Source organism: Pedobacter sp. MR2016-24, from assembly GCF_026239655.1.
Classification (GTDB): domain Bacteria; phylum Bacteroidota; class Bacteroidia; order Sphingobacteriales; family Sphingobacteriaceae; genus Pedobacter.
The window spans coordinates 372,396-386,210 of record NZ_JAPIVO010000004.1 but is presented as its reverse complement, the minus strand read 5'-3'; the positions used below and the strand labels follow the sequence as shown (position 1 = coordinate 386,210).

Sequence of the window (13,815 nt, the reverse complement as noted above, 5' to 3'; positions counted from 1 at the left end):
TTGTTATAGAAAACAACCTGCCAACAGCGATGCTTCCACCTCAACCCCCATATTTTTTGCCTTAATTAGATCCAGACAGTAATTTTTATCAGCGAGCATATTTTTAATCTGCCCCCTCACATAGTATGAAAAACCTATAGTACTATCCAAAGTTATCCCCATATTACAATCTTCTACAGCAGCGCGCAGTGCTGGTTCAATTTTTTGCAATGATGTTCCGGCCTTTAACACCAGATAACTTTGGAATGGTCGCTTAGCCAATCTGGCGCCAATCCTAGTTTTTGATTGCCGCACATTTCCGAGCAGGCTTACTTTAGCTATTGCCCTATTGACATAAGACACAGCATACATATTATTGATCTGTATACTATGGTTAAAATCAGCCAGCGCCAGGTCGTATTGGTTATTTTCCATATAGATTTCGCCCCTTCTGTTAAAATAACTTTCTTTATCCAAACCAGGCAGGTCGGGAACAAGTGCAATCGCTTCATTCATCTCGCTTAACGCCTCATCAAACTGCCCGGCATATATTTTACATTCGGCATCACTATAATAAATAGCGGCCACAGATGCATTATAGTAAGTCAGCAATTCTTGTCTGCTCGTCGCTGCAAAGCGCGGATTTTTCTCAATTTCAATCAACAACTCCTGTCTATTTGCCAATGCAAGTTTATAATTCGCCAATGCATTCTGATAATCCTTTAGGGACAGGTAAACATTTCCTTTAAATGATAAAAGCATAGCATTAGTAGGGAATTTAAGTAAGCCTGATGAATAAATGTCTAAGGCTTTATCATATTGGTTTAAGTTATAAAATGCGACACCACGCTGATAATAATAGCTGGCTTTTGTTTCGTCGCAAAAATCCAGTATTGACGCTTCAATTGTTTTTATCAATTGAGGATCATAATTTACTGGTTTTTGCAGCAGCATTTTAGCTTTCGAATAATCCTGACAAGAGGCATCCAAATTTTCTAGTTCAAAATAAATTTCAGCCCTGTTGAAGTAAACCAGAACATCGTTGGAATCCGCCGCCACCGCTTTATCCAGGTAATTTAAAGCCAGCTGAAAATCAGATTTACTGGCATAAATACGACCGATATTCAAATAACAACGGGCGCAGTTTGGATTAACAGCTAATGCTTTAAAATAATATTTCTCACCCATTTCCAAATTGTTTACCTGCAGGTACCTGAATCCGGTTAACCTCAACAGTATTTCGTTCCCGGGCTCCTTTTTTATCTCCCTTTCCAGATAGGGGATTATTTCTTCCACTCTTCCGGCCTGAGCTAGGGAGTCTACCTTAATCTCATAAACAGTTTTGCTTTGCCCAAATACGCGAACAGTGAGCAAAAGAAGAATTCCATAAACGATGATCTTGAATTTCATGAGCATAAATTTTTGTCTGGCGGTTACGAGGGAATTAATCAACAGATATGACCTTTCGCAACTCTTTCCTATGTTTAATGATATAGAAATCATGCTGATTAACACGGAGCAGACTGAAGTTTAGTTTTTCAGACCGATAGTAATCCATCTGTCTTTCCTGGCAATCTCCATAAAAATCTCCGTCAGTGTAAGCGGTGTTCAACTTAAGCAATAGCAATTCATTGTTACTTTTTAATTCGTAGTACATTATTCCATTATACCTGACGACATCACTATTCCTACAGTAAAATTCACCATTTTTCTCAAAATAGACCATTTTCAAATTCGAATCTTTTTGCAATGAATCAATAGCCCAATTATGCTGCAGCTGAATGTCATTCTTATTTTTCCTTTCTCTATCGCTATTAAAAATCCAGGTAATTACTTCTTTTCCCTTGTCATTCGTTAACAGTCCTCCATCATAAATAAGGGGATAAAAGTCATCGTTGGTGAGTTCCTGATCTTCAATTTTTTCTATAATATCACCATCCTTATTTAACCTGTAGATAGTCTGAACAGGTTTTTGCTTACTATTACTGCTGTGGTATGAAATAATAATCACCTGATTAACATTAGGCAGCAGATACGGCTGTTCCATATATTCATACGGGTTAGTTTCCAATAAACGTATAATTTGATTATTTGCAGAGGATGGTAGCTCATCCAGACTATTGTAATTTTTATATTTCGCAGCAAAACCCGGCTGCTTGATTTTATTGACGATATAAAACAGAAATACTAGTGCAAGAAATACGGCAACAGCCATAATGAGAAAGTTAAGGTTGCTCCGCAATAACGAAGGGTTACCCGTTACTCCTTTATAGGCAGGATAAGTAATCGTAAGACCGATAACCACCGTACAAATGGCAATAAACAGTCCATATGTTATAAAAAACTGTTTAAGGATATCCAAATAGTAGCTGGTATCGCCAAATGGTTTGATGAGCACAACTGCATAAATCAGCCAGGCAATAGTAGTACAGATCATAAACGGCCATAAAATACGAAAGCCGACATGAGGGTATATTACGGCAGAACAAGCATAGGCTATTATTTTTACGACAAAGAAATAAGCAAAAAATATCACGATACCTATCACACCTATAGCTATTGCCGCCAGAGGAGACATTATGCTCCCTGGCTGCCTGACATAATACAGGTAGGTGAATATCAATAGTATGACCGATAGAAATGCAGCTTTTATATTTATGTTTTCCATATCTATCTTAATTTGAACGTAAATCTAAAATCCACTCAATTGTTTTCAAATTGTTTCAAGCCTAAAATAGCTTAATATGATTACATTATAGCTGGGAATTACTATTAGCAATAGACCAATCGTTATTTGCCGGCATGCTGTTGGAATCCGTTCTCCAATACATTTCAATCAACCGGATAATATTCAAATAAGTTAGCCAGGCAATGGGCGTGATCGGTAATGACGATCCTATTTTTATCTTATATAATAGTACTAAAAAAGAAAATGTGATGGCTATTCCTTCTCGAAGAGGAAAGACCTTTCAGCAACGATGACCGCAAAGGGAAAACTTGCGATATCATCTGTTGCTGGATGTTCTTTGTATCACCAGATCAGAAAATCGTTTCTGATACTGATTATTTAGTTGCGTGGAGATAGTGTATTTGATTAATTGCCAAGGCAATTAATCAAATACATCTTTTCTATAGCATCCGTATTAAACAAAGTTTTTTGTGCTGGCTTTAACGGAATAGTCTGCCATTTTGTAGAAGGTGTAATTTTTAAGGTAACCTTGTTTTTTGTAAGCACCAATGGCAAGTTAAAACCACTAATGCAATTGCTATAACGGAAAGTCACTGTTGCACCTTCTATCTTGTATTCAAATACAGGGATTTGGACAGTACGCAGATATTGATCAAATATCTTGCTGTAATCAAACCTGGCCTTTTTAGAAATGTAGTTTTCTATTTCCTTTGTATTCACCGTTTTATGGTAAAAATACTTGTTTAGACCACGTAAAATCTGTCTGAATGCTTCATCGTTGTTCATGCTGTGCCTGATACTGTGCAGCATATTTCCCCCTTTAGGATACATATCACCACTCCCCTGTGCATTGACGTTATAAGCAGGAATGATCGTTTTATCATTCCTGATACCTTTTCTAATACCATAATTATATTCATTTCCTGCAGTAGTGCCATAATGATAATCTACAAAAAGGGTCTCACTATAGTTCGTGAAACCTTCATGCACCCACATGTCTGCCAGGTCATTGGTAGTGATATTATTACCAAACCACTCGTGACCGCTTTCATGTATAATGATAAAATCCCATTTGGTACCCCAGCCATATCCTGAAGCATCCCGACCGCGGTAACCGAATTTATAGCCGTTGCCATAAGATACGGCCGACTGATGTTCCATCCCGCTATGCGGCGCATCTATCAACTGATAACCATCCTGATAAAAAGGATAAGGACCAAACCAATGCTCCAGTGCTTTGAACATCAGATGCACCTGCTCTGGCATATAAGGTTTCGCTTTTTTCAAGTTATAGTCCAGCACCCAGTAATTCACATCCAATGGGCCGTTTTCTCCCTGATAAACCTCTTTGAAGTTCACATATTTACCAATATAAGGAATGATACAGTAATTACTGATGGAGCTGTTCACATTGTATTTATACGTGACTGTACCATCATTGTTGTCTTTTTTATAAACCATACGTCCATTGCCAACGGCTACCAGCGTATCAGGAACAATCATGGTAAGTGATGCTCCCATGTCTGGCTCATCACTTTGATGGTCTTTATTAGGATACCATACAGATGCACCCAGTCCCTGGCAGGCTACAGTCATCCATGGTCTGGATAGTGAGTCGAGCTTAAAAATAAAACCACCGTCCCATGGTGGGTTAATGGCCTCATGAACCTTTCCATGGTAATAAACCTGGATATTGTTTTTTGCAGCTAGTTTTTGAGCGGGAACGGCAACATACCAAACGTTTTTTGTTTGTGTAAATGATAATGAATTTTTACCATTATAAATCACACTATCGATGATCAATGGCTCCTGCAGGTCGAGCTGCAGTTTGATATCACCTTTGTTTGGCTTTACTACCTGGTATTGAATTTCGTTTGACCCGATAATAGTTTTACTCTCGAAATCGGGTTTAACGGTCACCTCATAACGTTTAACGTCCCACCAGGTACGCTCTTTTGTAAGGGAACCCCTAAGCGTATCCTGCTGTGTATATACCTTTGGTTTTTCAGGTGCCTGTGCAAAAGCAAAGGAACTGAAAATGGTGGTCACTAAACTGAGAGAGAGTTGGATATGGAAAAAGTTGTTCATGATCTGATACCCCATTTTTTATTGTCTGCCTATAACCTGCTGCAGAATAGCCGACAATGGTGATTTAAGATGGCAATTTATCAAACAGTGGCTGGATTTTCATTACCTATTTTAACTGGTTTAAATAGTAAATTACCTTGTATTTAGTTCAGTGAATCAAGGGTCGTACCTTCCATACTAATAGTAAGCACGTGCCTGACACCACATTTTAAGGCGAAATTATTTCTCTGGTGACCTACAGGAAAATCAAAACATACCGGATAATCAAATTCTTTAACCTTTTCCATTATGATATCATAAACAGACTTTCCAAATATTTCATCCGGATCATCGGGCTTAACTTTAAAACTGCCAATGATCAGTCCGGCTAAATGAGAAAGTTTACCAGTACGTTTCAAATTCCAGAACATACGGTCCAGGCTATACAGGTACTCACCCGTATCTTCCAGAAACAGGATTTTCCCTTTGGTCGCTAAATCTGATACGGTACCTGAAAGACTGGCTACGATACTCAGATTTCCACCCACTAATTCACCTTCGGCTCGTCCTTTCCGGTTCGAAATCACTGCAGCTGCAGTATACCTGGTTTCTTCACCGGTTAAGGCCTGACGTATAGATAGAATGGTTGAAATCTGGATCGGTTCTGCTTTAGTCCAATCTGACGGAAAACTATTACACATCTTGGAGTGGAGCGTGGCCAGACCATATTTTCTATTCATATGGCAATGTAATACTGTAATATCGCTAAATCCGATGATCCATTTCGGATGTCTGGCGATCTTTTCAAAATTAAGCTGATCAATGATGCGGACCAGTCCATAACCGCCCCTTGCACACATGATCGCAGCGATATCAGGATTATCTATCATTTGCTGAAGATCTGCCCTTCTTTCCTCATCCGTGCCACCAAAGGTATAATCCTTTTTCCCTATGGCCGCCCCGATCTGAACTTTGAAGCCCCAGTTCTCCATCAGCGCGACAGCAGGACGGATTTCCTCAGCACTGATATATCCTGCGGGACTGGTGATACCTATGGTATCTCCCGGCTGCAGGTATTTAGGAATTTTAATGTTGCTTTCTACAGGTGCAGTCCACCCTTTTAGTGATGAAAACACAAGTCCTGATGTGATAAAAGAAGAAATAAAATATTTACGGTTCATAGTAAAGCCTGCGATAGACAATAATACAAATAAGGAATGAATTGCCGGCTTCTGGAAAAAGCATAGCCGGTGTTGCATCCACACACACCGGCTATGTATTATTAACTATTTACCTAAACTTGCTAACGCTGCAAACGCGAAAAGCAATCTCTTTATGCAGAATGATATGCCTCTGCTATCTTCTTGAATATCCTTCTTTTATGTGAATACGCTCAACTCTCCGTTTTACTCTGCTCTCTTTTTTATTTTTTAAAAAAAATCCTTTTGTTAACCTGCAACATTCATGGAGGCCAGCAAACTGGTTTTTATTGATTTTGTTGCTTTTACAATATGATCACTTATAGTGGATGTGGAAATGCCCAGTAAAGCACCTACCTCTTCGTACGACTTCCCTTCAAGTTTACAAAGCACAAAAATTTTCATTCGCTGCGGTGGTAATTTATTGATTGCCTGTTGCAGCAAACCATCGTCTTCTTTTGAAATTATTGTTTCTATTGGTCCTGCAATCAGCTCTGAGGCCACCAGCAAAAGCGCTTCCATTGCCTTTTTATCACGTCTGGCCTTCCGGTGGAAATCCATTACCAGATTCTCTGACATCCGGTACAGGTAACACACGAATAGTTTATCAGCATTCAGCATACTCCGCTTTTCCCATACTTTCACAAATACCTGCTGGAGCAACTCTTCAGTGAGATCATTATCCCTGGTCAGTTTTCTGAGATAATCATATACTTTAGTGTTATAAATCCTATATAATTGTTCGAAAGCCCGTTCATCGCCAGAGGCGATTTTTTCTACCAATTCTGCTTCAGTACAATAATTTAGCTCAACACGTGGCATGTCCTTCAGGTGATTTATTAAACAGTGCTATTTTTTTATCCTCCATCCTAAAGACATTTATATTTTTATTTAAATATATTTTTCCTTTATAGGGTATGAGGCCTGCTGCGTAAAAAATGCACATCAATAAATGTTATTAGAATAAGCGGATGAGCAAATTTTAAATTACTAGATTTGCCCTTAACCAAATTTAATAGAGACAAATGAAAGAAGTAGTTATAGTATCAGCTTTAAGAACACCAATCGGAAGCTTTGGTGGTTCTCTGTCGACTTTTTCTGCCACACAACTGGGCGGACTGGCCATCAAAGCTGCTGTTGAAAAAGCAGGCATCAAGCCTGAAGATGTGCAGGAGGTATATATGGGTAATGTTTTATCAGCCAATCTTGGTCAGGCTCCTGCTACACAGGCAGCAAAATATGCCGGATTACCGGATTTACCCGCTACTACAATAAATAAAGTGTGCGCGTCTGGTACAAAAGCGATCATGCTTGCTGCTCAAAGCATCGCATTGGGTGAAAGTGACATTATAGTTGCCGGTGGAATGGAAAGTATGAGCAATGTGCCTTTCTATTTGGACAAGGCAAGAACAGGCTATAGGTTAGGTCACGGTCAGCTCACAGATGGATTGGTAAAAGACGGTCTGTGGGACGTGTATAACGATTATCACATGGGTTCAGCTGCAGAACTTTGCGCTGCAACCTGCGAAATTAGTCGCACTGACCAGGATGCCTATGCCATCAGTTCTTATAAAAGAGCACAGGCTGCACAGGAAAATGGCCAGTTTGATGCAGAAATTATCTCTGTGGAGGTGAAAGACCGGAAAGGAACCACCACAATGGTGACTAAAGATGATGAACCATTCGCCGTAAATTTTGATAAAATACCAGGGTTAAAACCCGTATTTGCAAAAGAGGGAACGGTTACCGCAGCGAATGCATCTACGTTAAATGATGGCGCGGCGGCATTGGTATTGATGAGTGCCGACAAAGCAAGGGAATTAGGATTGAAACCGCTGGCCAGGATTTTAGGTTATGCAGATGCACAACAGGCACCGGAATGGTTTACGACCAGTCCTGCAAAAGCAATCCCACTCGCTTTAAAACGTGCGGGAAAAGAAATTGGAGAGGTGGACTTTTTCGAAATAAATGAAGCTTTTGCTGTGGTTTCTTTGGCGAATAATCAGCAATTAGGTTTATCTGAGGATATCGTTAATATCAATGGTGGTGCGGTGGCCCTGGGACATCCGCTGGGTGCTTCGGGAGCAAGGATAGTGGTTACACTGCTGGCTGTGCTGGATCAGAACAATGGTAAAATCGGCGTTGCCGGCATCTGTAATGGTGGTGGCGGTGCCAGTGCAATAGTGATAGAAAAATTAAATTAATGAATAAATTTTTAAGCTCATTTTTAATACTGGTTTGTGTGCTGACTAAAGTTGGTGCACAAACCATATTACCCGCGCAGAAAGCCGTGCTGAACAAGTACCAGGATTCACTGGTCTTATCTGCCTCAAAGTTATTTAATGCTGCCGGCAATACAGAACGTTTTGATCAGAACGCAAAATTCATCAAAATGCTGGTCGGCGCCCTGAAAACGCCGCATTCGTTCCACTATGGTTTCGATTCACTGCGGATGATTTCTGTGGTAGAATCGCCCGACCATGCTTTCCGGATCTTCTCCTGGTATGTACCGGCAGATGATGGCACTTATCGTTTTTTTGGCACCATTCAACTGAGCACCAAAGATGGCAAGCTGAAACTGTACCCCTTGATTGATGGCACTGCAGAGATTTCAGATCCCAATATAATTACGACCAATAAAAACTGGTTCGGCGCCAGGTATTATGAAATTGTGCCATTACTGGTCAACGGCAGCAATCCGTTTTATGCCTTGCTGGGTTGGAAAGGCAACAATAAAAAAACGTCAAAAAAGGTGATCGACATTCTTTCGTTTGTAAATGACGGAATAGAATTTGGCAAGCCTGTATTTCAGGACAGCGTGGGTATAGCCGCCAAAAACCGCATCGTTTTCGAATACAATAAGCTGAATTCTATGACCCTGCGACTGGACAAGGCGGAGGGAATGATTGTGTTTGATCATCTTGCACCTTTTGATCCGAATATGGCTGGAAATTTTGAATATTATGCTTCAGATTCCAGCTTTGATGGTTACAGGCTGATCGGCAACAAACTAAAACTGATGGAGGACATAGAATTGAAAAATTCACCGTCAGCACTGGATGATTTTTATGTGGATCCTAAAATGAAGAACCCGCCTGTTACAAAGAAATTCTAGTGTTAAATAGCCTGTACCTCTTATTATAATTTGCGAGTATGCCTCTATGTGCCTATATTGCGCCTTGCATTATCTTGTGAACACACAAATAGTATATAGAAATTAATGACTGAAACCATTACGGTTAAGCATCCTAAAGGATTGACTTTTCTTTTTTTATCTGAAATGTGGGAACGTTTCGGATACTATTTAATGATAGGGATCTTCACACTCTATCTGAAAGATGTAAAGGCCGGGTTTTCCATGACTGAGGCAGAATCGGCCGACCTCTATGGAACTTTTATCGCACTGGTATTTCTTACTCCCTTTTTAGGGGGCTTAATTGCAGACAGGTATTTCGGTTATGCCAGATCAATCATTACGGGTGGCATTATGATGGGGCTGGGTTATTGTTTAATGGCCGTGCACAGTTTGCCTGTCCTGTATATCTCGATGACACTGGTGATCCTGGGTAACGGATTTTTCAAACCTAATATTTCTACCCTGCTGGGTAATATCTACTCTACGCCGCTTTATCAGGATAAAAAGGATGAAGGATACAACATTTTCTATATGGGTATCAATGTGGGAGCTTTTATCTGTAACTTTTTCGGTGCTATTTTATACATCCTGCTGGGCTGGGGATTTGCATTTATTGCTGCCGGCATAGGGATGTTTATCGGCGTGGCAGTATTTATTGCCGGACTGAAACATTACCGTGAGTTCGATGTAAAAAAAGGCGTTCAGGAAGGTGATATGTCATTCCTGAAAATTGTACTGGTGATCCTTGTTCCTTCAATTGTTGCAGGTATCATAGGATGGATATTGCCGGTAAGATTATTGGGTCACCCGCTGGTAGGCTCTACTTCTACTGATGCATTTATTTTTGCCTGTATTCCCGTGATCTATTTCTACAGCTCATTATTGGCAAAAGCCAGTAAGGAAGAGAAAAAACCAATTGCCGCGCTGCTGACGATCTTTGCAGTGGTGATTTTGTTCTGGGCCGTATTTAAACAGAATGGTACGGCCTTGAATACCTGGGCCGACCGTTATACGGATCGCCATCTGGAACATCCGATAGCCGAAAAAACATTCTCTACACTAAGTTTATCTCAAAATATAACGTTCGAAAAAGACTCTGTACCGGTTTACGATAAAGCATTCCGACTGCAAAAAGAAAACGGAGTTGTATTAAAAGAATACAATTACCCGGTTTATTTCAGAAATATAGCTGCGGACAAGCTTCCCGCGGAAGGCAGCAAAATCGAGGTATGGGCGACTAACCTTAGTCAGTCGATCAACCCGGGATGGGTGATCCTGCTTACTCCACTGGTGGTCGCATTTTTTACCTGGCTGCGCAAAAGAAACCAGGAACCGTCTACCGCTACAAAAATTGCTTTCGGCCTCTTCATTTCAGCCTTATCCGTATTGGTGATGATCGGTGCGGTTTATTCCGGCGGCAATGGCACAGAAAAGGTATCCGTATTATGGCTGGTTGCCAGTTACGGTGTGATTACCATAGGAGAGTTATTTTTAAGTCCGATGGGTTTATCTCTGGTCTCCAAACTAAGTCCCACAAGGATTACCTCCCTGATGATGGGTGGTTGGTTCCTATCCACCTCCATAGGAAACAAGCTATCCGGGGTACTGGCGACTTTATGGGATACTTATGAAGATAAAACCAACTTTTTCTGGGTGAACTTCAGTCTTTTATTATTCTCTGCAATTATTGCTTTTTTCCTGTTGAAATGGCTGAACGGCATCATGAGGGAAAAAGGCATAAAATAGTTACGAAGAGGAATGAGTAAATACAATTAATTTGCAAAATATTATTTAACAAAAAAACACAACAAACACTATGGATCAATCTGAAATCCTTAAGCCGGAGCAACTAGACAGTGCTGAACAAGGCCATCCAAAGGGATTATACGTGCTGTTCGCTACCGAAATGTGGGAACGTTTCAATTATTACGGTATGCGTGCAATTCTGGTTCTTTTCATGACCAAGGCATTATTATTTGACAAGGCCTTCGCGTCAAATTTATATGGAAGTTATACCGGTTTAGTTTACCTGACCCCTTTAATCGGCGGTTTTATTGCCGACAGGTACTGGGGTAACAGAAGATCTATTGTTACGGGAGGTATCCTGATGGCATTGGGAGAGCTGATTTTATTCTTCTGCGCCTCGCTGTATCAAACCGCCCCCGCTATGTCTACCTTCCTGTTTTTTACAGGACTTGGCTTTATGATCTCTGGTAACGGCTTCTTCAAACCAAATATTTCCTCGATGGTAGGCCAGTTGTATAAACCGAACGACCGGAGAAAAGATGCAGCTTATACGATATTCTATATGGGTATTAATGTGGGTGGTGCATTGGGTCCGATTATCTGCGGAAATTTTGGAGATACTGGTAATCCGGCCGACTTTAAATGGGGCTTTTTGGCTGCGTCTATCGCAATGGTACTGGGTGTAATAGTGTTTATCAAACTGAGAGACAAATATGTTCGTGATCCGGACGGTAATCTGCTGGGATTAAAACCAGAATCATTGAAAACAGACGTATCTCCGGTATTTGTATACCTGGGCTTATTCGCTTTTTCTGCTTTATGTGTAGGTATGCTATATGTAGATGCAACGATGGTAAGTTATCTGAGTTACCTTTTACTGGCCGCTGTAGTGGGTATCGCGATCATGATTTTTACTGATAAAACCTTGTCCAGAGTAGAGAAAAAGAAGATACTGGTTATTTTCATTCTTGCCTTCTTCGTGTTATTCTTCTGGAGTGCGTTTGAGCAGGCAGGTGCGTCATTAACTTTCTTTGCAGAAGAACAGACACAAAGGGATCTGGGTTTCTGGACGGTTCCTTCAAGCTTCTTCCAGTCACTGAACTCTATTTTCGTAGTCGTTTTTGCACCTGTGCTTGCCTGGTTATGGGTGAAATTAGGTAAAAAAGAACCTTCTGCACCTACAAAAATGGCATTGGGATTAATGCTGCTGGCATTGGGATACCTGATCATTGCAACAGGTGTTAAAGACGTTGGTGCTGGTGTTAAAGTAAGTATGATCTTCCTTGTGGGTATGTATGCTTTCCATACCTGGGGTGAATTGTGTTTATCACCTATCGGATTATCACTGGTAAACAAACTTTCACCGCTGAAACTTTCTTCATTACTGATGGCAGTATGGTTTCTGGCTAATGCAGGTGCAAACGTACTGGCCGGAAAATTAAGTTCATTATATCCTGAAGGTGCTAAGGCAACACAGTTCCTGGGTTATGAAATGCACAACCAGCATGAGTTTTTTATGCTGTTCGTATTTATGGCCGGAGCAGCTTCCATTATCCTGTTCCTTTTAACCAAATGGTTACAAAATACAATGAACGCTACTACCTAGGTTCATGATCATCTTATCACAGAAAAAGCTACTCTCAGGGGTAGCTTTTTCTGTGTCAGGAGGTCAATATTTGTCCTATTATCCGAAATGCTTATGTCAATTCATTTTTAATCAATATTTTCGCCAAGTTTTTACTCAATTATACCACCGCGTGTCAGACAGCATAGTCATTATCCCAACTTACAATGAGAAAGAGAATATAGAGCGGATTATCCGTAAAGTATTCAGTCTTGATTTCTCTTTTGACGTACTTATTATTGACGACGGTTCTCCTGATGGCACAGCTGCAATTGTAAAACAGCTGCAGACGCAGTTTAAGGGTTTACATCTGGAGGAAAGAAAAGGCAAACTGGGATTGGGAACTGCCTATATCCATGGTTTTAAATGGGCATTGAAACATGCTTATGAATACATTTTTGAGATGGATGCCGATTTCTCCCATAATCCGGATGATCTGCTTTCTTTGCGCGATGCCTGTATCAAAGGGGCTGACGTAGCGATAGGCTCACGTTATGTAAAAGGGGTAAATGTAGTGAACTGGCCTATGAGCAGGGTGCTGATGTCTTATTTTGCGTCGATGTATGTAAGAATGATTACCAGAATCAATATTCAGGATGCCACTGCAGGTTTTAAATGTTACCGTAAAATCGTATTGCAGACTATCCCGCTGGATAAGATCAGGTTTGTAGGTTATGCCTTCCAGATCGAGATGAAATTCACAGCCATCAAATATGGTTTCAATGTAGTTGAGGTGCCGATTATCTTTACTGACCGTACTGAAGGCACCTCAAAAATGAGCACCAGTATTTTCAGGGAAGCTTTTGTAGGTGTAATCCAGATGAAAGTGAACAGCTGGTTCAGGGATTACAAAAGGAACTAGCTTTTGTTCGATCTGATCATCTCCCCAAAAGTCATTTTCTGATCCATAGCCACAACAATCTGTGTTAGCCGTTTGGTGCGGGTGACTTCTGTTTTGGCCGTGTTGAGCCAGTTGATATAATAGTTCCGGTGCGATTTTGGTAATTTCAGAAAGGTTTCCAGGAGTTGAGGATCGTCTGAAAGACAAAGTTCAAGATCATCGGGCATCTCAATTTTAAAGTCCAGATCCTCTTCCAGTTCCAGATGAAGTACGGCTCCCTCCTCTTTTTTTAATTCCCTGCGCAGGCTTGTTTTCAGTGCGATAATGAAATCGCCCTCGCCCATCGGGACGAGTGCCATTCCTGAAACATTGACCTGATCCAGTTTTCCTTTAACCCGGTAGCTCTTTTTGCAATCGGCCTTAATCTGTTGTGCCACCGCTTTGGGTACAAACACATAGGTCCAGCCCGTCTTTTCTCCCATCCTGGAAAAACGCTCTATTTCAGCTTCAAAAACTACCATATGAGATTAAATA

General features: G+C 40.7%; 11 protein-coding genes. 5 read left to right on the top strand and 6 right to left on the bottom strand.

Going from position 1 to position 13,815, the window contains the following annotated elements:
- Positions 1-3: 3 nt before the first annotated feature.
- The 5 genes from OQX62_RS12800 to OQX62_RS12780 all read right to left on the bottom strand — a co-directional run bounded on the left by OQX62_RS12800 (position 4) and on the right by OQX62_RS12780 (position 6,756).
- Positions 4-1,389 carry a tetratricopeptide repeat protein gene (locus OQX62_RS12800; RefSeq protein ID WP_265831927.1) on the bottom strand — a complete coding sequence of 462 codons (1,386 nt, stop codon included), beginning with the start codon at positions 1,387-1,389 and terminating at the stop codon, positions 4-6.
- Positions 1,390-1,423: 34 nt separating this feature from the next.
- The gene (locus tag OQX62_RS12795; protein WP_265831926.1) at positions 1,424-2,647 is read right to left on the bottom strand and encodes a hypothetical protein; all 1,224 of its coding nucleotides are present in this window, start codon (positions 2,645-2,647) and stop codon (positions 1,424-1,426) included.
- A 426-nt stretch (positions 2,648-3,073) separates the two neighbouring features.
- Entirely contained in the window at positions 3,074-4,756 is a 1,683-nt protein-coding gene (locus tag OQX62_RS12790; RefSeq protein ID WP_265831925.1) for a M1 family metallopeptidase, read from the bottom strand.
- A 143-nt stretch (positions 4,757-4,899) separates the two neighbouring features.
- Positions 4,900-5,916, bottom strand: a complete 1,017-nt coding sequence (locus OQX62_RS12785) for a S66 peptidase family protein (RefSeq protein WP_265831924.1) — start codon at positions 5,914-5,916, stop codon at positions 4,900-4,902.
- 267 nt (positions 5,917-6,183) lie between these two features.
- Entirely contained in the window at positions 6,184-6,756 is a 573-nt protein-coding gene (locus OQX62_RS12780) for an RNA polymerase sigma factor (protein ID WP_265831923.1), read from the bottom strand.
- A gap of 203 nt (positions 6,757-6,959) precedes the next feature.
- Here OQX62_RS12780 and OQX62_RS12775 point away from each other — a divergent pair, with 203 nt between their 5' ends.
- The 5 genes from OQX62_RS12775 to OQX62_RS12755 all read left to right on the top strand — a co-directional run bounded on the left by OQX62_RS12775 (position 6,960) and on the right by OQX62_RS12755 (position 13,302).
- A complete protein-coding gene (locus OQX62_RS12775) occupies positions 6,960-8,138 on the top strand; it encodes an acetyl-CoA C-acyltransferase (protein ID WP_265831922.1) in 1,179 nt (392 codons plus the stop codon).
- Positions 8,138-9,049: a hypothetical protein gene (locus OQX62_RS12770; protein ID WP_265831921.1), complete on the top strand. Its 912-nt coding sequence runs from the start codon at positions 8,138-8,140 to the stop codon at positions 9,047-9,049. Before OQX62_RS12775 ends, OQX62_RS12770 begins: the two co-directional genes overlap by 1 nt.
- Positions 9,050-9,154: 105 nt before the next feature.
- Positions 9,155-10,816, top strand: coding sequence for a peptide MFS transporter (locus tag OQX62_RS12765; protein ID WP_265831920.1), 1,662 nt, complete (start codon positions 9,155-9,157; stop codon positions 10,814-10,816).
- Between the two features lie 70 nt (positions 10,817-10,886).
- On the top strand, positions 10,887-12,422 hold the full coding sequence (locus OQX62_RS12760; protein WP_265831919.1) for a peptide MFS transporter: 1,536 nt from the start codon (positions 10,887-10,889) through the stop codon (positions 12,420-12,422).
- Positions 12,423-12,573: 151 nt separating this feature from the next.
- Positions 12,574-13,302 carry a polyprenol monophosphomannose synthase gene (locus OQX62_RS12755; RefSeq protein WP_265831918.1) on the top strand — a complete coding sequence of 243 codons (729 nt, stop codon included), beginning with the start codon at positions 12,574-12,576 and terminating at the stop codon, positions 13,300-13,302.
- Here the strand turns inward: OQX62_RS12755 and OQX62_RS12750 are convergent.
- Positions 13,299-13,802 carry a YdeI/OmpD-associated family protein gene (locus OQX62_RS12750; protein WP_265831917.1) on the bottom strand — a complete coding sequence of 168 codons (504 nt, stop codon included), beginning with the start codon at positions 13,800-13,802 and terminating at the stop codon, positions 13,299-13,301. The two genes, OQX62_RS12755 and OQX62_RS12750, sit on opposite strands and share 4 nt — an antisense overlap.
- Positions 13,803-13,815 lie beyond the last annotated feature (13 nt).